Raw genomic sequence first — 20,427 nt, 5'->3', positions numbered from 1 at the left:
GAGTTTGCTAAAGTAGTAGCGCGCTGATCGCCCCCGGGTGGTCGGATGATCCTCGATAGCTCAATTGGCAGAGCAATCGGCTGTTAACCGGTAGGTTCTTGGTTCGAGTCCAAGTCGGGGAGCGAAGGGCCTGAGACTCCACTCTCGGGCCCTTTTTCATGCCCGGGGGCGCTCGCCCGCCCGTGTGCATCCGTGTGCGCGTGCCGGTCCCTGTGCACCCGCCAATTCTGGCGTCGACGATCGGAGGCGCAATGCGCGAGGACGTGCTGGCACTGCTCCGCCGTCGCCCCGACGTCGAGGCCCCCGCGCTGGTCGCCGTGGACGCGAGCGATCGCCTCCTGCTCGATCTCGCCGCCGATCGCGGCCGCGTCGCCGTGATCGGCGACGCCTACGGAGCGCTGAGCCTCGCGCTCGCGGCCGACGGAGCCTCCGTCCGCGTCGTGCAGGACTCGATCACCGCCGAGCGCGCGCTGGCCCTCAACGCGGAAGCGGTGCGCGCGGCGGGAATCGTGCTCGCGCCGATCGACACGGTCGACTCCGTCGCCGAGGCGGTGCGCGGCGCGGAGACGGTCCTGCTGCGTCTCCCGCGCTCCCTCGACGCCCTCGCGGCGATCACGGCCGACGTCGCTCTCGCCGCTCCCGGAGCGGCACTGACCGGCGCGGGGCGGATCAAGCACATGACGCACGCGATGAACGGCGTGCTCGCCGAGCGCTACGAGCGGGTCGACGTCAGCCTCGCCCGGCAGAAGTCCCGCGCGCTGATCGCGAGCGGCGCCCGCTCCGAGCAGCCCGCGGCTCCGGCTCCCGAGAGACGCCGCCTCGACGAGTTCGGGTTCGACGTCGTCGCGCTGCCGGGCGTCTTCGCCGGCGCCCGGCTCGACCTCGGCACTCGGGCCCTTCTCGCCGCCCTCGACCCGGTGGCGCTCCCCGGCGGCACCGCGCTCGACCTCGGCTGCGGCACCGGGATCCTCGCTACTGTTCTGGCCCGGGCCCGCCCCGATCTCGCGATCACGGCGACCGACACCTCTCGCCTCGCCGTCGACTCCGCGCGGGCGACCGCCGCGGGCGCCGGAGTGACCGTGCGAGTGCTCCGCGACGACAACGCCTCCACCCTCGCCCCCGCCTCCGTCGACGTCGTCCTCTGCAACCCGCCGTTCCACTCGGACGGCGCCGTCACCGATCTCGTGGCCCGCCGGATGCTCCGGGCGGCCGGCCGCGTGCTGCGGCCCGGTGGCGAGCTCTGGACCGTCTTCAACTCGCATCTCGCGCATCCCGCCGAGCTGCGCCGTGCGATCGGCCCGACGAAGGTCGTGGCCCGCGATCGGCGATTCACCGTGACGCGCTCGGTCCGCGCCGACGCCTGATCCACGGCCGCCACTTCCGCGATGACCTCAGCCGCGACGACCCGGTCGCGAGTACCATCTCACTCCGGCGTCACCTGCGCCGATCCCACCCCACCGCTCCGGAGGCCGTCGTGCTCGAAGTCGTCCTCGTCATCGTCCTGCTCGCCCTGATCGGATCCGTCGTGCTCTGGCGCCGTGCCGACGGCGCCGCGCGTCGAGCCGCCGCGGGCCGAGCGGAGGAGGCAGCGCGCGTCGTGCGCCTCGAACTGGCCGTTCGCGAGCAGGAGGCGCGGCTGCGCATCGTCGGCGAGCTCGAGCAGCTCGCCGTGCGCAGCGCCTCGCATGTCGTCGAGGAGGCTGAGAGCGTCCGGCTCACCATCGATCGGGATCCCGCCGCTGCCGCGCGTTCGGCCCGGCGTGCGGTGCACGCCGCCGAGGCCTCGCTCGCCCAGTTGCGCCGCATCGCGACGGTCGCCGCTGTCGACCCCGGCGATCTGCCGCGGTCCGGAGGCGCTGCCCCGCTGATCGAGGATGCTCGCGAGCGCGGTCTCGCTGTGAGCGAAGAGACCTTCGGCGAGCCGTTCGTCCTGCAGGACGGGGCCGAGGTCGCCGTGCAGCGTGTGCTCGAGTACGCCTTCGACTCCGCTCTGGCCACCGGTGGTGCCGGCACCGAGGTGCGGATCAGCTCGCGCTGGACGCCGACGGGCCTGCGCGTCGAGGTGGACGACGACCGGGAGCGTCACGGTGCGGCGGAGGAGGACGCGAGCGATCTCGCGGCGGATCTGCGCTCGCTCACCGAGCGCATCGACAGCCCAGAGCTGTCGGAGCTCCGCGAGCGGGCGGCGCTCTTCGGCGGCGACGTCACTGAGAAGCGCACGCCCGGGGTCGGCCGCAGCGTCACCGCCTCCTTCCCCGCGGTCCGCCACCACAACGGCGTGCACGGGGTCGACCTGGCCTGAGTCAGTCCTCGAGGTGCTCGACGCCGGGCAGCCAGGAGACGCCGGGCTCGCCCCAGCCGCGCTTGCGGGTGATCTTCGCGACGGGCTTGCGGTACTCGTGCTCGAGGCGGTCGGTGTAGAGCACACCGTCGAGGTGGTCGAACTCGTGCTGGAAGACGCGCGCGAACCAGCCGTCCGCGACGATCTCGAACGGCTCCTGATCAAGGTCGACCGCGCGGAGGATCGCCCGCTCTGAGCGGCGCAGTGGAAACCGCTCGCCCGGGAACGAGAGACAGCCCTCCGACTCGGTGTCCTCGTCGGCCTCGCCGAGCGGAGTCGGCGTGACGTAGAGCTCAGGATTGATCGCGACTCCGCGACGGGGCGTGCCGTCGTCGTCGGCGTAGTCGTACACGAAGAGCCGCAGCGGCACTCCGACCTGAGGGCCGGCGAGGCCGACTCCGGGCGCCGCGTCCATCGTCTCGAACATGTCGGCGACGAGCGTGCGGAGGGCGTCGTCGAAGGCGATGACGGGAGCGGCGGGGGAGTGCAGGACGGGGTCGCCGGCGATGCGGATGGGGAGGACGGCCATGCGCTCAGGGTATCGCGGGGCCCGTGCGGCTCCCGGCGGGATCATCCGCCAGGCTTGTCCGCTCACCCGTGCGTCGGAGGACTCGGCGATCGGATCTGGGTAGGGTCGACCCCATGCCCGCCGATCTCGCCGAACTCGTCAACGACCCGGCGAAGTTCATCGGCATCCCGATCGCCCTGGTGGGCGCGGTGTTCCTCTCGCTCGGTGCCCAGTTCCAGCATCGCGGAGTCGCCAAGGTCGAGCGGTTCTCCAAGCGCTCCGGCTCGTCGGGTCTGAGCGGTGGTCAGCTGTTCGCGCTGCTCTCACGGCCCTCGTGGGTGATCGGCACGCTGCTGCTCGCTCTCGCGATCGTTTTCCAGCTCACCAGCCTGGGCTTCTCCCCGCTGATCGTCGTTCAGCCGCTGGGCGCGGTCGCGCTGGTCATCACGGCGGTCGTCAACGCGCGGGTCAGCCGCGTGCGCCTGAACCGCGCCTCCGTGCGGGCGATCGTGCTCTGTGTCGGCGGGGTGGGCACCTTCGTGCTCGTCGCCGCCTTCAACTCGGTCGACAAGTCGATCCAGACGCCGGAGCTCATCACGATCCTGGTGATCCTCGCGGTCGTGCTCACCGTCTTCGTGATCGCGTTCCGCGTCTTCCGGCGCGGGGCGAAGGCGATCTTCTACATCGTCGGAGCGGGCGTGGTCTACGGCTTCGTCGCGACCCTCGCGAAGGTCGTGCTCAACCGCATCAAGTACGGCGAGTTCGATCCGTTGACGGTGGTCTGCATCGTGGCCCTCCTGGCCGCGACCGCGCTCGGAGGCTATTTCGTGCAGAACGCGTACTCGTCCGGGCCACCGGACCTCGTCGTCGCGGGCCTCACCGTGATCGATCCGCTGGTCGCCGTCGCGATCGGCATCGTCGTGCTCGGGGAGGCGGAGTACGCCGCGCCCTGGGCGATCCCGCTCTTCATCGTCGCCGGAGTCGTCGCCATCTACGGAGTCTTCCTGCTCGCGAAGCACCACCCGCAGGCTCGCTGAGCCGCGCGGCGCGGGCTCCCGGGTGGTGAGGACTCCTCTGCCTACAATGGGACCCGCCGAGAGCCCTGAAACCGACCGACCTCCGCCGATCGCTCCTTCCTCTCCACGAGCGGCACGACACCGATAGGACCCACCCCGTGTCAGAATCCCGCGATGCGTCTCGACCGGAGTCGCCCGACGCCCGACCGCTGACGGTCGTGATCGGCTGCGACACCTTCGCACCGAACGTGAACGGTGCCGCCAAGTTCGCCGAGCGTCTCGCTGCCGGCCTCGCTCAGCGCGGCCACGAGGTCCATGTCGTCGCTCCCTCGGCCGACGGCTGGAGCGGCACCCGGGTCGAGACCCACGAGGGCCAGCGGATGATCGTGCATCGGCTCTACAGCTGGCGCTGGTTTCCGCACGACTGGCTGCGCTTTGCGATGCCGTGGCGGATCCGCCAGAACAGCGCGCGCATCCTCGACGAGGTCAAACCCGACGTCGTGCACTTCCAGTCGCACATCATCGTCGGTCGCGGCCTGGGCATCGAGGCCGCCAAGCGCGGTATCCGCATCATCGGAACGAACCACTTCATGCCCGAGAACATGCTCGAGTTCACCCTGCTACCCAAGGCGGTGCAGGCCAAGGCCGTGCAAATGGCGTGGCGGGCCGCGCGGCGCACCTTCGGCCGGGCGGAGTCGGTGACCACGCCGACCCGCAAAGCCGCGCAGTTCCTCGAGACCGCCACCGGCCTCCGGGGCGTGCACGCCATCTCCTGCGGTATCGACGCCGACAACTACACCCCTGACTTCACGCCGCGCACCGGCAACTCGATCCTCTTCGTCGGCCGCGTGACGGGCGAGAAGCACATCGACGTCCTGCTGCGCGCCGTGGCCCTGCTTGACTCCTCGCTCGACGCGAAGCTCGAGATCGTCGGCGGCGGCGACCAGATGCGCAACCTGCAGCAGCTCGCGGCCACGCTCGGCATCGCCGACCGAGTCCGCTTCACCGGCTACGTCTCCGACGCCGAGCTGAAGGAGGCGTACACCCGCGCCACCGTGTTCGCCATGCCGTCGATCGCCGAGCTGCAGAGCATCGCGACCATGGAGGCGATGGCCTCGGCCCTCCCGGTCGTCGCCGCCGACGCGATGGCCCTGCCGCACCTCGTGCACGACGGTGAGAACGGCTTCCTCTTCGAGCCGGGCAGCGCCGAGGCCCTGGCCGATCGCCTGACGACGGTCCTCACGGCCGACGCGGAGACCGTCGAGGCCATGAAGCGCGCCTCCCTCCGCATCGTCGCGGCGCACGACATCAACCGCACGATCAGCACCTTCGAGAGCCTGTATCGTGGTGAGCCGGTGGCTGATCCGGCCGCCGACGCAGCGTCCGCTCCCGCCGCCTTCTGACGGCCGTGCGCGCGGTCGCCGCGGGGCGTTAGCTCAGCTGGTCAGAGCAGCGGACTCATAATCCGTCGGTCACGGGTTCAAGTCCCGTACGCCCTACTGAGTGAACACTGGGGAGTAGCGCCGTCGAGGCGGACGCTGCAGGAGCAGAACCCCTCCGGCGTCCGTAGTGTTCGGATTCCCAAGGCAAGCGGGGTCCTGTAGCGTCACGAGCTTGCCGCGGAAGTCGCCATAGTTGCGTCCTGGTCGGCGCGCCGTTGCGGGTGCGCGCCGATGGCGAGCGGCTCCTGGCGCTGGCGCGCGCAGTCACCGTTCACAGGCTCACTTTTGCGCTACTGAGAAATCTGCTGTTTCAGTAAGGAAACGCCAAGAGACTGTGGAGAAAACCTGCATGGGCTCTAAGAGAGCGCTTCCATCTTTCGTGATCTTCTCATCTCGGTTGACGATCGCTCACCTGTCGGAGTAGACACTGTCATGTGATGAGAGGAGACGCACGTCCGCTCCGAGTGTCGGCGGCTGGTTCTCCCCTCCGATCTGGTGAGCGCGGTGCTCCAGGGAAGGAACTTCGATGTCGGAAACTGATCCAGTAGAGATCTACATGGATGATGTGGCACTCGGTATTTATGATGAGTCGGTGCGGCTCCGGCGGGGCGTGCTCTCGAGCGTGCTGTACTACGCAGCCGCTGTCGCGCCAGTGACGATCTTCTTCGGACTGTTTCTCTGGATCCGATGGTTACAACGCGATCTTCCGGCCGCCGAGCAAATGCCAGACATTGTGATCCATCCGGCGAATAGCTCGTTGCTGACAGGAGGGTTCACCGCGTTGCTCGCTGTGATTGTGGCGGTCTGGTTCACGCCGGTCACCTTCCGCGTCGGCGCATCGGAAACCCCTTCAACGATTGCACGAGAACTCGCCAGCAAGCGGATCGTGGCTGTGATCGCCCGATTGTGCGGACTCCTGTCCCTCAGTCTCGCAGGGTGGGCCTTTCTCTCCTCCGTCACCACCGGGCCTGGGCGCATCGACGTTCTCCGGATGGTGATGCCGGTCGTGCTCGGGGTCGGGCTCGCTCTCTGGGCGGCGGCGGCGGAGATGCGCATCGGTGAGGTTCAGGTCGACAAGCTGCTCTGGGCGGAGTATCGTCGCAAGGCCGAGCGGCTGCGCTTGGTGGCCGCCGGCGAAGATGATCATGCTCTCTCCTCGAGAGCGCGCCTTCTTCAGCAGTCGGTGGCATTCGTTGCGATACCTCTCGCTCTCTGGATGGTAGGTCTTGTGATCGCGCCGCCTCCGAACGGATCCGCAACTATCGCTCGATTCGCGGCGGAGTTCGTGGTCACCGCCGTCGCCTATGTCGCTCTCGGCGAAATCACCTACCGTCTCGTTGGGGGACAAGTATGGCGGGCGGTCTTCGGGTACATCGCCCTGATGTTCGTGGGGGCTTTCTTCTGGCTGTCGCTGGTCGGCGCAATCGTCACCTCCGATGTGAGCGACGGCGCCCTGCCACTCGGCCCGGTAGCGCGCTCGATGCTGCTGTTCACCGTGGTCGTCCTGTCGGGTCCCTTCGTCGCGCTGTCTGTGTTCACGATGCGCGGTCCCTTCGGCCGGTGGCGCGGGGTGATCTTCGACTCGGTGATGAGGCGCTATTACAAGGACCTGGGCAAGGTCGAGCGTCAGCTCTCGCGTGCCTCGGGTGAGCAGACGAGCGTGCAGGCTGTCCCGCTCGGGGCCCCTACGGCCTTTGCCTGGGCGGGGCTGGTCGCACTGGTGCCGGTTGTGCCGTTCAACCTCCTGTTCGCGGGCCTCGCGCTTCGCCTCGCGAGAGATCGCACGATGCGCGGCCGTACCATCGCGATCGCCGCGATCGTGGTCGGCGTCGTCGTGACGGTGCTGAGTATCGGGTTCCTCGTCCACATTGCGCTTTCTGATCCCACACTCATCGCGTGCGAGGCCGACCCGATGTCGCCTTGCTTCCGATGACGTCGTCGGCGAGACGACGTCCTCGTTCTGGTCCTCCGTCGTGCCGGGGAATCATGGCGAGAGTCTCCACTCCCGCGCGTCGGTCCAGTAGAGGAGAAACGAGCAGGTCGCTTGTCGACCGGGATCGTCCCGGGATGCACCGGTGAGCGTCACATAAAGCGTCCTCGGCGACTCACCGTGGTCTTCATCCATTCGGCGCGACGCTTCCGAGATCGTGCTGCAGGTTCTGAAGATGGATTCCACCTCGTCGGCGTTCTGAGAGGGGAACAGTGCGACGATGTGTGCTGCGTCTCCGGAGTCGATGGCCGCTATGACCTTCTTCCGCTCCTCCATCGCCGCAGGGGGCGGAGGAGTCGTCGTCGCCGCCGGATCTGAGGCGCACCCCGCGAGGACTACGGTCGAAAGCACGAATCCTATAGCGGATCGAATGCAGATCCTTTCCCGTGAGTAGGGCGCGGTCATCAGGGAGCCCAATTTGAATATACGGCACCGGGGTTCTCGGATAGAATTGCGGTTAGTGACTTGTTCACATGGTCGTTGGTGTGCTCAGTGAAGTAGGGCTGGCCGTCGGAGTCAACGTAGGTCACTACCGTGCTGTGGTCGAAACTGTAGCTTCCCGACCAAACCCAGAAAGTGATGTCGCCCGGCGTGAAAGAAGTGACGTACTTAAAGTTTCCCGCGGTATGGAATCCCCAGTCGAACATCGGTTGCGCGGTGGACCAAGTCCGAGACTCGAACACGTTGTTCCCGAACCATGCTCGTTCGTCGTCTTGTGCGCCATACACCTGTTTCCAACCCCCGGCGACCAGAGCTTGCGACACGAAATTTGTGCAATCATCGTCCATGGTCTTATAGTTTGGGTTTCTTTGCATTGCGTACTTGAGTGCGTAGTCGACGATTGCGTCTCGGTGGGCGCCGTTCTCTTGATAAGAACTTGAGAGGTCATTCTGAAGAGAGGGCGGCCTTCCTTCTCTCCAGGTGCTCGTCTGGACGAACGGGCCGGGGGACGCGCTTCTCGCGGCCGACGACGCGAGAGTATCGCGGAGGAGGAGGGGGAGCTTCATCAAAGATTCGCTCTGTGAAGCGAAGTGTCCGATGTCGCGGAGATGCTGAAGTGCGGCGGCGGTAGTCCCGTTCCTCTGTGACTCAGTTATTTCGGAAGGAGGTGCGATCGTTTCGGGCAGATCTGCGGGAGTCAGTGTCGGGTTGTGTGTGATGGTGTCTATCAGCCACGTTCCGTGCTCATCAACGAAATCTATGGTCTGTGGGAATGAATAGGAGTAGTCGGGCCTCGGCGTACCGTTCTCATCAGCGGTGCGTGACATCGTGGTGGTTTCTGTCGCCTCGATGCGCGCATATCCGTTCGCGAACGTTGCGGAATCGAGAGCGATGGTAGTGGTGAAGTGAGTGAAGTCTTCGCCGAATGAGACGAAGAGGTCGCGTTGCACTCGGCGTGCATCGTCATCTAGCGCAATCGCTTCTGACCGGGTGCGCGTGGAGGTGGAGCCGGGGGCTGTGAAGGCCGAGGCTTGAGCCGCTCCGTCGACAAGCAGTTGGGCGTTCCTGTGCTCGATGTCTGACAGGATCGCCGTCACCATCACTTGCGATGGTGCGGCAAGGGGGGACGCCATTACGGTAGCTGGCGTGAAGAGGATCCCGCCGATTCCCGCCAGGGTCAGACCGAGCGTCAGAAGCCGGTATGGCTGCATCGAGAGCTCCCTCGTGTCGTGGGGACACGTCGGTCGTGTCCGCTCGTGAAAGTGACGATAGACAGGCTGGAGGCGCCCGTGTCCTCCGAATGCCCGACACATCGGGGGACAAAAACCTTCTCCATGTGTGGAGTCTCAGGAAGGTCAGGGATCCGTGCGGCCACTGAGACGGCGCGTCTGAGTGAATCACCAGCCGCGTGCGGAGAACAGGACTCGAGGAGACCGTGGAATGCTTCGGCTCGAACATTCGAGTGCACCATGTCGGAGCGCCGCACGGATCATCCGGCGGATGGTGAGAACGGGAGAGCCTTTCCGGCCGTCCTATGCCAGGACGTCCGCCTCCTCTCTTCCTCACCCGTTGGTGGGCCCTACGACGGTCTCAGGGAGGACCGCGGAGAGCGGCGATGCCTGTAGGTGAGGGGATCGACCGAGCGCCTGCCGACTGCAGGCAGAGTCACCCGTCGGCGATCGCCCCGAACGTGCGCTAGCACGTCGCGCCCCGCCGCGCCCGTACTGGCCGCTCTCCGCTCGACGTGGTTCGCTGATCCCGTGCCTGATCTCCCGATGTTCCCGCTCGGCTCCGTGCTCCTGCCGCACATGCCGCTCCCGCTCCGGCTGTTCGAGCCGCGGTACCTGCGGATGCTCGGCGACGTCCTCGAGGACGAGACCCTCGCGTTCGGTGTCGTGCTGATCGAGCGCGGCCAGGAGGTGGGCGGGGGCGACCAGCGGTTCGCGGTCGGCACGCGGGCGCGCATCCTGAACATCGACGGCGCGGAATCGTTCGTCACCCTCGACTCCGTGGGCGAAGAGCGCTTCGAAGTCGTGCGCTGGTACGAGGACGACCCCTACCCGAGCGCCGAGGTGCGGCCCCTGGCCGACCTGGAGTGGGACGAGCGGCACGCGTCCGCGCTGGACGCCGCAGAGTCGGCCGTCCGCACCGCGCTGGCCGTGGCCAGCGAGTTCGTCGAGCAGCGCTACGGAGCCGTCGTCGAGCTGGCGGAGGACCCGGCCGCCCACGCGTGGCAGCTCGCGGGCGTCGCGCCGGTCACCGAGCTCGACCGCCTCGCCTTCCTCCGAAGCACCTCGATGGAGGAGCTCCTCGACTCGGTGCGCGAGCGCTCCGCCGAGGCGACGGAGTCCTTCCGCGCCGGATGGGCCTGATCGGGCCGCCCCTCAGTCCCCGAGCGCTCTGCCGCGCTCCTCCGCCAGCTTCGCCAGGTCGTCGACCACGACGAGCGCCATCCGCACGGAGCGGTCGCGGCGGTACTCCTCGGTGTCCGGATCGAGCCGCGTGGCGCGGTCCAGGGTCTCCTCGATCGACTGCGCGAGTTCCCGCCAGGCATCCTGCCGTGCGTCATCGACGAGCGATGCGAGGTACTCCTCGTCGTGCGCCCGCCGGCGGAGCGAGTCGGCGACCAGGAGGGAGAGCTGCTCGCGGTGGTCGAGGTTGTCCACATCGGCCGAGCGGTAGTCGTGCACGTGGTCGGAGCGGCCGCCGACCGAGGTCACGTCGGCCGCGATCCCGCGCAGGCGCTCGGCTGCCACCTCCGACTCGCGGGCGAGCTTCTCGAGCTCGCTCGCTGCGACGGCGGAGTAGCGGGCGACGTCGAACGGGACGTCGTCGCCGAGCCCGTCCATCAGCACTCGGTTCTTGACGGCCATGCGGCTCGCGTACTGGGCGAGCATCAGGCCCTCCTCCGCGGCCTCCTCGACCGAGACCGGCTCGCGCGACGGATTCTCGTCGGGGTCGTAGGGCTGCATCTTCAGCCTGCGTCGACGCCGGAACCACACGCGCGTCACCTACATCCCACCCTCGGCGCTCCGACCGCCGGAACGCCTCTTCGAGAGTACCGGGCGGGCGGGCGTCGTGGACGGGCTCAGGCATCCCACCAGTCGTCCTGGCGGAGGTGCGAGTCGGCCAGCGGGCCTGTCAGCCGCATCCCGCCTCCGCCCGCGTTGGCGACGAACACGTCGAGCCCGCCGAGCCGGTCGGCCACGTCGTCGATCACGTCGCCCGCCGGTCGAGCTCTGTGGTGTCCAGGCGCGATCTCGCCGTGGCACCCGTGCGAGCGCACCTCCTCGGCGGTGTCCTCTTCCCCCTCCTCGTCGCTGTGCCAGGTGATGCCGACGTCCATCCCCGCGTCGACGAGGGCCACGGTGGTGGCCCGGCCGATGCCGGAGTCCGAAGCGGCCACGATGGTGCGGGTGGTCTGGCCGTCGCGAGGTCCGCGGGGCAGGTCGTCTCCTGTTCCTTTCGGGGCCGCTGAACCTCCCGCTGCGGGTGCGATCGAGGATCCGTTCCGATCCCAGTAGCTGTCCCGCCGCCGTAGGAGCCTCACGACAGGGCCGGGCCTTGGCCGAGACGTGTGGCGGTGCGCCCGCTCGCGCCTCCGATCGCGTTGACTGGACGGATGGATCACCGGCGCATCTCGGTCGTCGTCCCCGTCAAGGACGACGCCCGCCATCTCGAGCGACTGCTCGACCTTCTGAGCGAGCAGACCCTCGCCCCGTTCGAGGTCGTCGTCGTGGACGACGGCAGCGTCGACGACAGCGTCGCTGTCGCTCGGGCTGCGGGGGCGCGGGTGGTGCAGCACGAGGGCTCCGGGATCCCGGCCAGCACCGCCCACGGGTTCGACGAGGCCCGCGGTGACGTCCTGGCACGGCTCGACGCCGACTCCCGGCCGGGACCGGACTGGCTCGCGCGCCTCGCCGGCCATTTCGCCGACCCGGAGGTGGGCGCCGTCACCGGGCCGGGCCGCTTCGACGAGCTCGGGCCGGCCGCCCGGATCCTCGCCCGCCTCGCCTACATGGAGGCGTACTTCGTCCTGATGGGTTCGGCACTCGCGAACTGGCCGCTGTTCGGCTCCAACTGCGCGGTCCGGCGCTCGGCGTGGGAGGAGATCCGCGACGAGGTGCACCGCCACGACGCCTACGTGCACGACGACGTCGAGATCAGCGTGCATCTGGGTCTCCGGTACCGGATCGTGCTCGACCGCGACCTCGAGGTCGGCATCTCTGCCCGGCCGTTCAGCGCGGTGACCGGCCTGCTGCGGCGTATCGACCGTGCACTGCACACGCTGGGCCGGCACCCGGGGATGGGCTCGCCGACGCAGCGCTGGACCCACCGCGTCCGCCGCCTGCGCCGCGACCGCCTGCGCCGGATCGCGGCCGCCCGCCGCGCCTAGACCGCGTCGGCGTCCGGTCGCTTTTCCCTCGGCATTGCCCACACCGCCGCGAGCATCCCCACGGCTAGCACTGTCAGCGCGATGCAGACGGAGCGGGTGCCGTCGGCGAGCTCCGTCGGTGCGGGCACGCCGCCTCCGGCCTTCGCATTGACGATCGCGCCGAACACGGCGACCGCCACCGCGCTGCCGAGATTGCGGGCGAAGAAGTTGGTCGACGAGACGACTCCCCGCTCGGTCCACCCGACGCTCGACTGCGCGCGGATCAGGGTTGGAGTCGCCACCAGCCCCATGCCTGCTCCGATCAGCACGCAGAAGCCCGCGATCTCCCACAGAGACGAGGAGGCGCCCAGCAGGATCGTCAGGGCCGTGCCGATCACGACCAGACCGGCCCCGAGCAGCCCGGTGCTGCGGAACCCGATCCGCAGGTAGAGCTTCCCCGACAGGCTCGCCGCGACCGGCCAGCCCAGGGTCATGGCCGCGACCGCGAAGCCCGCGCCGAGCGCGGAGCTGCCCAGCACCTCCTGGGCGAAGGTCGGGAAGTACGAGGTGACCCCGAGTGTGATCGCGCCGACCGTCACCGAGACGAGGCTGGTCGAGATCAGCACCCGCCGCGTCAGCACCCAGAGCGGGAGAACCGGAGCGGCTGCCCTGCGCTCGATGAGGACGAACGACGCGAACGCCAGCGCAGCGACGACGAAGACGCCGACTCCCGCGGGGGAGAGCCAGGGCCAGGCGCTGCCGCCCTCGAGCAGCCCGAGGATCAGCAGCGCGGTGCCCACCGCCAGGACCCCGGCGCCCGCCAGGTCGATCGGCTGCCGCTCGCCGCGCGCCGTCTCGCGGAAGTTGCGGATCAGAAGGAACGCCGCGAGCAGGCACAGTGGGATGTTGACGAGGAAGATCCCGCGCCAGGCCCCGAGATCCGAGAGCATGCCGCCGAGCGTCGGCCCCACGACCGAGGAGATGCCCCAGACGCTCGCGAGGTAGCCCTGGGTCTTCGCGCGCTCGGCGACCGTGTAGATGTCGCCTGCGATGGTGATGCCCATCGGCTGGATCGCTCCGGCGCCGAGGCCCTGCACGGCGCGGAACGCGATCAGCGCGGGCATGCTCCAGGCCAGACCGCACAGGAGCGAGCCGAGCAGGAAGAGGGCGATGCCGATCAGCATGATCGGCTTGCGTCCCACGACATCGGAGAGCTTGCCGTAGAGCGGGATCGAGACGGCCTGGGCCAGGAGGTAGATTGAGAACAGCCAGGGGAACTGCTCGAAGCCGCCCAGATCGGCGACGATCGAGGGCACGGCCGTCGAGAGGATCGTGGCGTCGAGGGCGACCAGGGCGGTCGAGATCATCAGGGACAGCAGGATCGGGCCGCGCTCCGAGCGCAGCCCGACACTCGCCCGGGTAGGGGGGTCGGTCATCCCGTCCACGCTATTGCAGAGCCGGGGAGTCGAGAACCGGGCGGCGGAGGAGGAGCGCGGAGCTCGGTAGACTCGTCCCATGGAACTCGTGCTCTGGCTCGTCGTGGCCGCTATCGCCGGTGTCGGTATCGTCTCCGGCACCGCCGCCCTCATCGCGATGACGAAGGCTCCCTGGTCCGCCGACAAGTAGCCGTCCGCCGGGTGCGCCCCGGTACTACTCGTAGACGCGTACGACGCTCCAGCACGATCCGCTCGAGGCGACGACATCGAAGACGAACGCTCCGCCCGTCGCCAGATCGGTCGCCTGGAAGCGCCAGCCGCCGATGCTGACCGGTGTGCCCCCGAACGCCGGCGGGAAGCCCGCCAGGGGAGCCCACCACCCGCTGGTGCACGTCCACACGGTCGGGCGGTCGCTGACCCGGTAGCTGCTGCCCCGCCATTCGAGCGCGACGGGCACTCCTTCGCCGTCGGTCGAGACCAGCGCCCTCTCGTCGATCACCACCATCGTCGTGCTCCTGTTCTCTCGCCGGATCCGGCTGGTCATTCGAACATGTGTTCGATAGTCTGCGAGTGTACGTCGCGGCGCCTGTGCTCGCCACCGCGTCGGAGCGAAGGGCGGGAGGCGCGATGATCGAGTGGAGTCCGCTCCAGATGCTGCGCAGCAGCGGTCAAGACGAGTGGGTGATGGTCGATGCGATGCGCACCGGCCGGATCGGACTGGTGCGCCGGATCGAGACCGGCCCCTATCGCGAGACGTGGTTCCGAGCGGTCACCTGGGCCTCCGATCCGAGTCGGCGCGTTCTGGTCGGCTACGCCCACTCGATGGAGGCGATCGCTGCGGCGCTCTGGGAGCATCAGCCGCTGACCGCCCAAGACAAGCCGTTCCCGGGCTACCCGTCCTCGCAGCCGCAGCCGCAGCCGCAGCCGCAGCCGCAGCCGTGAGCGTCCGCAGCACGGCCGCGGAGGAGAATGGCCGAATGCTCCTCGCGCTCCTCGGCGGTCCCACTGGTGCGTGGCGAGCCGTCGATGTGAGCACCGGCGGCGAAGCCGGCAGCGGCCACGGTCCCGCCGAGCTCGCCGCGTTCGTCGGCGCGCGAGAGCCGGAGCGGCCGCGCTGGGTCTGGGACGACACCGCCCGCTGGTATCCCGCCCTCCTCGACTCCGGCGTCGTGGTCGCCCGCTGCCACGACCTGCGGCTGGCCCGCGCGATCCTCCGCCGCTCGGTCGCTGCCGCGGGGTCAGCCCTGGCCCGGGCGCCGCTCGACGCCTGGGACGCGGGAGCCGCGGCGCCCGCCGCCCTCGACACCTTGCTGGGCTTCGAGGAGGCCGCCGACGGCTCCGACGAGTTCGACCCCCTGGCCGAGCTCTCGCGGCAGGAGGAGGCGCTCGCGGGGGCGGCCGAGGCGGGCCGCCTCCGACTACTGCTCGCCGCCGAGTCGGTCGGCGCCCTCATCGCCCGCGAGATCGCTGCGGCCGGTCTGCCGTGGCGCGCCGACGTCCACGATCGTGTTCTGACCGGGATGCTCGGACCTCGGCCGCTCTTCGGTGGCAGACCGGCGCGGCTCGAGGCGCTGGCCGTCCGCCTCCGCGAGGAGCTCGGCGCGCCCGAGCTCAACCCCGATTCACCCGCCGACCTCCTCCGGGCGCTGCGCCGCGCCGGCCTGCCGGTCGAGTCGACGCGCTCGCGCGAGCTGCAGTCGATCGAGCACCCGGCCGTGCCTCCGCTGCTCGAGTACAAGAAGCTCTCGCGCCTGCTGACCGCCAACGGCTGGGCGTGGCTCGACGCCTGGGTGCACGACGGCAGGTTCCGCCCCGAGTACGTGGTCGGCGGCGTCGTCACCGGCCGCTGGGCGACATCCGGCGGAGGCGCGTTGCAGCTTCCCCGGCAGATCCGCGCCGCAGTCACCGCCGACCCGGGCTGGAGCCTCGTCGTCGCTGACGCGGCGCAGCTGGAGCCGCGCATCCTGGCCGCACTCTCCGGCGACTCCGCGATGGCCGCCGCTGGACGGGGCCGCGACCTCTACCAGGGCATCGTCGACGCCGGCGTGGTGCCCGACCGTCCCCGGGCGAAGGTCGCGATGCTCGGTGCGATGTACGGGGCGACCAGCGGCGAGGCCGGGCGGCTGCTCCCTGCGCTCGCCCGCGCCTACCCGCGCTCCGTCGCGCACGTCGAGGCGGCAGCGCGAGCCGGAGAGAGGGGCGAGCCGGTGTCGACGTGGCTCGGCCGCAGCTCGCCGCCCGGTGCCGAAGGTCTCGCAGCCGACGGTCCTCGGGCGCGGGAATGGGGTCGCTTCACCCGCAACTTCGTGGTGCAGGGCACAGCTGCCGAGTGGGCGCTGTGCTGGATGGGGGAGCTGCGGGCGAGACTGCGTGGCGAGGGCGGCGCGGTCGGGCGCGCACACCTCGTCTACTTCCTGCACGACGAGGTGATCGTGCACGCGCCCGCGGAGGCGGCGGAGCGCGTCGCCCGGATCGTCCGTGAGGCTGCGGCTCGGGCCGGGCGCTCCCTGTTCGGTGAGGCGGAGGTCGATTTCCCCGTCACCGTGGCGGTCGTCGACTCCTACGATCAGGCGAAGTGAACGGAGTGACCGCCCGGTGCGATTAGTACCAGTGCGGTGAGCGGTCGTTCCAGCTCGCCCATGCGGCGCAGGGGGAGCCGTAGGAGCTCTTGATGTAGGTGAGACCCCAGTCGATCTGCGTCGTCGCGTTGGTCTGGTAGTCGCCCCCCGAGTTCGCCATCTTGCTCGCGGGCAACGCCTGCGGGATCCCGTAGGCGCCGGACGAGCGGTTCAGCGCGTTCCAGCGCCAGCCCGACTCGCCGTTCCACAGCGGGACGAGGCAGCGGTCGACCTGGTCCTGGCCCCAGCCGAAGCTGCCGACGACGGAGCGGGCGTAGTCCTGGGCCTCGGCGGGGGACAGGCCGCCGGTTCTCCCCGTGTAGGTGCCGAGGGCTCCGATGGTCTTGTCCGAGCTGTTGCGTGCGCCGGTCGGGTCGTCGTTGCCGAGCTCGACCGGGCCGCCTCCGCCGTCGGACGGCGCTGCGGGAGCCGTGACCTGTACGGGCGCTCTGGCCGCGCGCTGCCGGGCGGCCTCGGCCTCGGCGGCGAGCTGCGCAAGCCGCTGCTGCTCCTCGAAGGCCGCCTTCGCGTCCTGGCCGTCGGCGTACTCCTTCTCGACCTCGGCAGTGGTGTTCTTGAGGGAGGCGAGCTGCGTGTAGAGCTGCTGACTGTACTTCTCCTGCTCGGCGACCTTGGCATCTGCGTCGGCCTGGGCGGATCGGGCCGCGGCGAGGGCGTCGGTGGCGGCGGTGGCGAGCGAGACGCGCTCACCGCGGGCCTGCTCGGCCTGTGCGGCGAGGGAGGCGGCCTGGTTCTCGGTCGACTGCGCCTCCTCCTGCAGCCGGCTGGTCTGCTGGGTGAGCTGCGTCATCGTGCCCAGGCGGTAGAGCAGCTCGCTCGACTCCTGGCCGCCGATGAGGAGGTTGAGGGTCGCATCGGTCCCGCCGTTGCGGTACAGCTGCGCGGCGAGGCGGCCTGCCTGCTCCTTGGCGGCGTCGGCGTCGGAGCGGGCTCCGGCAGCGCGCTCGTCGAGAGCGGTGAGGCGCTGGGTCGCCTCGTCGAGAGCGCTCTGCGCGGCGTCGGCCTCGGCGGCCCGGCTGATGGCAGCGTCGGTGAGCGCGGCGGCCTGGTCGCGCAGATCCGCGAGGAACGCGGTGATGCGGTCGACCTCGGCGGCGGTGGCGTTCTCGCTCGACTTGGCGGCTTCCACATCCGACCACGAGGGGTAGTCGGACGGGTCGTAGGCGGCGGAGGCGGGCAGCGGTGCGGCGAGGGCCGCGCAGAGGACGAGGACCGTTCCCGCTCCGGCCGCGACGAGGCGCCGACGCGCCCGGGAGTGTACACGGAGACCGAGGGGGGTGCGGGGCATGGGGTCCAGCCTAAGCGACGGCTCCCGTGCCTGTCTCGTCCCGCGCCGCAGCCCGGCGGCCACGGCGCGGTCGCTCGAGAGCGAAGCCACGCACTCCGCGGCTGGGCCCGCTGGCGGAGAGCTCGTCGCGGGCAGCGTCCAGGAGGCGTCGAAGAGCCTCCTCGCGGACCTGCGCGGCGACCGCGGCGAGGCGCCGCTGCGGGTGCTCGTCGGCCGACTCCTCCGCCGGCTCGGTGCGCGTCGACCGCTCGTACGCATCGAGTACCGCCGTCGGATCGGCCTCGGACAGGCTCGATGCCAGCAGGATGCGGTCGAGCACGTCGTCCCAGTCCTCTTCGGGGGAGGCGCCTTCGCCGCTGAGCCAGGCGAGCGCCTCGGCACGGCCCTCGTCGGTCAGCGCGTGCAGGGGCAGACCGTCGTCGTTCGCGCCGGCCGCGACGACCAGGCCCCGCTCGCGCAGTCGCTCGAGAGTGGAGTAGATCTGCCCCACGTTCACCCGGCGGCGGTGGGCCGCGCGATCGAGGAGCTCCGCATGCAGTTGCAGACCGTAGGCGGGGCCGAGCGTGAGCAGGGCGAGCAGGCCGTCGCGGACGGACACGGAGCTCCTCCCGGCGGGCGTCTGACGGATGGTAGGGATCCGCTCGTGCTGCTCTCGGATCGGCAGGGGCGCGGACGACCCGAGTATAGGCAGGGACGCTCGAGCCTGAACCGCCGGGGCGCGGCGAGCCGGAGTCGCGGCGCGCGGCGAGGCGGCTTGTCGGCCGCCGGTGCCTCCTGCATAATCTGACCTGGTGGCTCGTCCACCGTCTAATCGAAGAATGCACCGCAGGGTGTTCCGTGGTCCGGGTCGTTGGGGAAGACGCACCGGGACGAACGGAGGACACCATGGTGGCGCAGCAGACTCGGGGTGTGCTCTTCGTGCACTCCGCTCCCCGCGCGCTCTGCCCTCACCTCGAGTGGGGGACAGGTCGCGCTCTTGGTCGTGCCGTGAACTTCGACTGGATCGAGCAGCCGGTCCTCCGCGGCACCCAGCGCGCCGAATTCGTGTGGGAGGGGCCCGTCGGAACCGGCGCCGTCATCGCCTCCGCTCTGCGCGGCTGGGCCGACGTGCGCTACGAGGTGACGGAGGAGGCGTCGGCCGGCACCGACGGCGGCCGCTGGATGCACACCCCCGCGCTCGGTATCTTCTTCGCGCAGACCGACAGCGCAGGCAACACCGTCGTCCCCGAGGACCGCATCCGCTCAGCGATGGAGCTGGCCGGCGCCGACCCCATCGAGCTGCACCGCGAACTGCGTCTGGCCCTCGGTCAGGCCTGGGAGGACGAGCTCGAGCCGTTCCGCTACGCGAGCGACTTCGCGCCGGTCGTGTGGATGCACGGAGTCGGCTGAGGCTCCTGTCCTCCGGTCCGGGCAGTCCGGAGGATGTGCGTCTGAAGGATGAGGGGGTCTCCGCTCCTGGACCGATGGGCTCGGCTCAGCGGAAGGACGCGACGGGATCCGCTTCTGCGGTGTGATGGGAGTCGCCCGCCGCACGGCGGCACTCCCTCGAATCGATCGGTCGACATGACAGTCCTCGGTGCCCCGCCGTCGCTCCCCTCCTCGCTTGCCCCGTCGAGGCGGAGCACACCCCTCGAGCGGTTGCGCCGCTTCGGGCGTGCGCCCCGAGTGATGGGCGTCGATGTTGCTCGCGGGATCGCGGTGATCGGGATGATCGGAGCGCATGTCGGAGTGACCCAGACGTTCGACTGGGCACGCATCGAGACGTGGACGGACGTCGTCAACGGACGCTCAGCCCTCCTGTTCGCTCTTCTGGCCGGGGTCTCGGTCGCGCTGATGAGCGGCGGAGCGACCATACCCTCGCGCGATCGCCTCCCGCGGCTCCGACTCCAGCTGGTGGGCCGCGGCGCCGCCGTCTTCGCGATCGGCCTCGTCCTCGAGCTCCTCAACACGGGAGTCGCGGTGATCCTCTCGGTCTACGGCGTCCTGTTCGTCGCGGTGATCCCGTTCCTCGCGCTGCGCAGGAGGACTCTCTGGATCCTCGCGGCCGCGCTGGCCGTCGCCGGCCCGCCTCTCCTGGAAGCGGCGCGGCTGCTGTCGCTCGGTGCCTCCGGGCCCGGCCTGGATCTCGCGCTGCTCGGCACCTACCCGGTGACCGTCTGGCTTGCGCTGATGCTCGCGGGTCTTGCGGTCGGCCGTTCGGATCTCCTGGCGGTGCGCACCGCGGTGGTGCTGCTGATCGGGGGCGTGCTCCTCGCGGCGGCCGGCTACGGCACGGCGACGCTGCTGGCGCCTCAGGATGCGATCATCGGTGGGTCCAGCTCGAGTTCGTCCTCGGCAGGCTCGGGCGGGTCCGGGCCGGGTGCTGCCGGGTCCACGACAGCCGCCTCCGTACCGATCTCGGAGATCGCTGGAAGCCGGCTGCTCTGCCACGTCGAGGCGGAGGGATATGCGGTCTGCTATCCGGAGGGCGTGCCTGATCCGCTTGCTGCGGGCGGGCCGACCGATACGGGTGCGCCGTACCTCGAGCAGGTGCTCGAGGCCGACGTTCCCGCCTCCGCCGTCGCCACGCTGACGGACGTGGAGCCACATTCGGGCGGCACGCTCGAGATCATCGGCTCGGCAGGCCTCGGCGCCGCAGTGCTGGGGCTCTGCCTCCTGGTGTCCCGCCCGGTGCGCTGGCTGCTGCTTCCCGTCGCGGCGCTGGGCAGCATGCCGTTGACGTCGTATTCGGCGCACGTCGTGGCGATCCTTGTGGCGGGCGGACTCGACACCTGGCTCGTGGAGGGCAACGCCTTCTGGCTGGTCCTCTCGGCCGCCCTGCTGGCCGCGACGACCCTCTGGGCCGTCTTCCTCGGCGCCGGCCCTCTGGAGCGCCTGACCCGCCGCGCCGCCGACTCCATGGCCCTCGTCCGCCGCCCCTCCACCCGCACCCCCTGAACGACCGTCCGCGC

20 protein-coding genes and 2 tRNA genes are annotated in these 20,427 nt (G+C 69.9%); 13 read left to right on the top strand and 9 right to left on the bottom strand.

Annotated features, from left to right (window positions below):
• Positions 1–49: 49 nt before the first annotated feature.
• The 3 genes from GSU10_RS08755 to GSU10_RS08745 all read left to right on the top strand — a co-directional run bounded on the left by GSU10_RS08755 (position 50) and on the right by GSU10_RS08745 (position 2,302).
• Positions 50–122: transfer RNA gene (locus tag GSU10_RS08755), tRNA-Asn, on the top strand.
• Between the two features lie 129 nt (positions 123–251).
• Positions 252–1,364: a class I SAM-dependent methyltransferase gene (locus GSU10_RS08750; RefSeq protein ID WP_132504201.1), complete on the top strand. Its 1,113-nt coding sequence runs from the start codon at positions 252–254 to the stop codon at positions 1,362–1,364.
• Between the two features lie 110 nt (positions 1,365–1,474).
• Positions 1,475–2,302, top strand: a complete 828-nt coding sequence (locus tag GSU10_RS08745; protein WP_068211006.1) for a sensor histidine kinase — start codon at positions 1,475–1,477, stop codon at positions 2,300–2,302.
• 1 nt (position 2,303) lies between these two features.
• Here the strand turns inward: GSU10_RS08745 and def are convergent, their stop codons facing one another.
• Positions 2,304–2,870 (bottom strand): peptide deformylase, encoded by a 567-nt coding sequence (gene def, locus GSU10_RS08740; protein WP_068211004.1) that lies wholly within the window; start codon positions 2,868–2,870, stop codon positions 2,304–2,306.
• Between the two features lie 113 nt (positions 2,871–2,983).
• Between def and GSU10_RS08735 the strand changes: the two genes are divergently transcribed.
• The 4 genes from GSU10_RS08735 (at position 2,984) to GSU10_RS08720 (ending at position 7,240) form a co-directional block, all read left to right on the top strand.
• On the top strand, positions 2,984–3,886 hold the full coding sequence (locus GSU10_RS08735) for a DMT family transporter (RefSeq protein WP_068211001.1): 903 nt from the start codon (positions 2,984–2,986) through the stop codon (positions 3,884–3,886).
• Positions 3,887–4,023: 137 nt separating this feature from the next.
• Entirely contained in the window at positions 4,024–5,268 is a 1,245-nt protein-coding gene (locus GSU10_RS08730) for a glycosyltransferase (RefSeq protein ID WP_068210999.1), read from the top strand.
• A 22-nt stretch (positions 5,269–5,290) separates the two neighbouring features.
• A tRNA-Ile gene (locus GSU10_RS08725) sits at positions 5,291–5,364 on the top strand.
• Positions 5,365–5,833: 469 nt separating this feature from the next.
• Complete coding sequence (locus tag GSU10_RS08720; protein WP_068210996.1) at positions 5,834–7,240, top strand: hypothetical protein; 1,407 nt, start codon at positions 5,834–5,836, stop codon at positions 7,238–7,240.
• A gap of 51 nt (positions 7,241–7,291) precedes the next feature.
• Here GSU10_RS08720 and GSU10_RS08715 read toward each other — a convergent pair whose 3' ends face one another.
• Complete coding sequence (locus GSU10_RS08715; protein ID WP_208859917.1) at positions 7,292–7,648, bottom strand: hypothetical protein; 357 nt, start codon at positions 7,646–7,648, stop codon at positions 7,292–7,294.
• Positions 7,649–7,701: 53 nt separating this feature from the next.
• Complete coding sequence (locus GSU10_RS08710; protein WP_158286062.1) at positions 7,702–8,949, bottom strand: amidase domain-containing protein; 1,248 nt, start codon at positions 8,947–8,949, stop codon at positions 7,702–7,704.
• A 549-nt stretch (positions 8,950–9,498) separates the two neighbouring features.
• Here GSU10_RS08710 and GSU10_RS08705 point away from each other — a divergent pair.
• Positions 9,499–10,110: an LON peptidase substrate-binding domain-containing protein gene (locus GSU10_RS08705; protein WP_236713606.1), complete on the top strand. Its 612-nt coding sequence runs from the start codon at positions 9,499–9,501 to the stop codon at positions 10,108–10,110.
• Positions 10,111–10,122: 12 nt separating this feature from the next.
• Here GSU10_RS08705 and GSU10_RS08700 read toward each other — a convergent pair whose 3' ends face one another.
• Positions 10,123–10,749 (bottom strand): asparagine synthase, encoded by a 627-nt coding sequence (locus GSU10_RS08700; RefSeq protein WP_153038823.1) that lies wholly within the window; start codon positions 10,747–10,749, stop codon positions 10,123–10,125.
• A gap of 77 nt (positions 10,750–10,826) precedes the next feature.
• Complete coding sequence (locus tag GSU10_RS15510) at positions 10,827–11,144, bottom strand: SDR family oxidoreductase (protein ID WP_068210983.1); 318 nt, start codon at positions 11,142–11,144, stop codon at positions 10,827–10,829.
• A gap of 216 nt (positions 11,145–11,360) precedes the next feature.
• On the opposite strand from GSU10_RS15510, the gene GSU10_RS08690 reads away from it, so the two are divergent.
• Positions 11,361–12,134 (top strand): glycosyltransferase family 2 protein, encoded by a 774-nt coding sequence (locus GSU10_RS08690; RefSeq protein ID WP_132504204.1) that lies wholly within the window; start codon positions 11,361–11,363, stop codon positions 12,132–12,134.
• Here the strand turns inward: GSU10_RS08690 and GSU10_RS08685 are convergent.
• Positions 12,131–13,549 carry an MFS transporter gene (locus GSU10_RS08685; RefSeq protein WP_068210980.1) on the bottom strand — a complete coding sequence of 473 codons (1,419 nt, stop codon included), beginning with the start codon at positions 13,547–13,549 and terminating at the stop codon, positions 12,131–12,133. The two genes, GSU10_RS08690 and GSU10_RS08685, sit on opposite strands and share 4 nt — an antisense overlap.
• Positions 13,550–13,763: 214 nt before the next feature.
• Positions 13,764–14,093 carry a hypothetical protein gene (locus GSU10_RS08680; protein ID WP_068210977.1) on the bottom strand — a complete coding sequence of 110 codons (330 nt, stop codon included), beginning with the start codon at positions 14,091–14,093 and terminating at the stop codon, positions 13,764–13,766.
• A gap of 83 nt (positions 14,094–14,176) precedes the next feature.
• Here GSU10_RS08680 and GSU10_RS08675 point away from each other — a divergent pair, with 83 nt between their 5' ends.
• On the top strand, positions 14,177–14,491 hold the full coding sequence (locus tag GSU10_RS08675) for a hypothetical protein (protein WP_132504207.1): 315 nt from the start codon (positions 14,177–14,179) through the stop codon (positions 14,489–14,491).
• Positions 14,492–14,526: 35 nt separating this feature from the next.
• The gene (locus tag GSU10_RS08670) at positions 14,527–16,128 is read left to right on the top strand and encodes a bifunctional 3'-5' exonuclease/DNA polymerase (RefSeq protein ID WP_132504209.1); all 1,602 of its coding nucleotides are present in this window, start codon (positions 14,527–14,529) and stop codon (positions 16,126–16,128) included.
• A 22-nt stretch (positions 16,129–16,150) separates the two neighbouring features.
• On the opposite strand, the gene GSU10_RS08665 is transcribed toward GSU10_RS08670, so the two are convergent.
• Entirely contained in the window at positions 16,151–17,476 is a 1,326-nt protein-coding gene (locus GSU10_RS08665) for a coiled-coil domain-containing protein (RefSeq protein ID WP_132504211.1), read from the bottom strand.
• Between the two features lie 10 nt (positions 17,477–17,486).
• Entirely contained in the window at positions 17,487–18,074 is a 588-nt protein-coding gene (locus tag GSU10_RS08660; RefSeq protein ID WP_068210964.1) for a PadR family transcriptional regulator, read from the bottom strand.
• Between the two features lie 287 nt (positions 18,075–18,361).
• Here GSU10_RS08660 and GSU10_RS08655 point away from each other — a divergent pair, with 287 nt between their 5' ends.
• Positions 18,362–18,865, top strand: coding sequence for a DUF3145 domain-containing protein (locus GSU10_RS08655; protein ID WP_068210960.1), 504 nt, complete (start codon positions 18,362–18,364; stop codon positions 18,863–18,865).
• A 174-nt stretch (positions 18,866–19,039) separates the two neighbouring features.
• Positions 19,040–20,413, top strand: a complete 1,374-nt coding sequence (locus tag GSU10_RS08650; RefSeq protein ID WP_082845132.1) for a heparan-alpha-glucosaminide N-acetyltransferase domain-containing protein — start codon at positions 19,040–19,042, stop codon at positions 20,411–20,413.
• The last annotated feature ends 14 nt before the right edge of the window (positions 20,414–20,427 follow it).

Source organism: Rathayibacter tanaceti (assembly GCF_009834165.1).
GTDB classification, from domain to species: domain Bacteria; phylum Actinomycetota; class Actinomycetes; order Actinomycetales; family Microbacteriaceae; genus Rathayibacter; species Rathayibacter tanaceti.
Note: the sequence above shows the minus strand (reverse complement) of the source record. Positions and strands in the feature narration are given on the sequence as shown.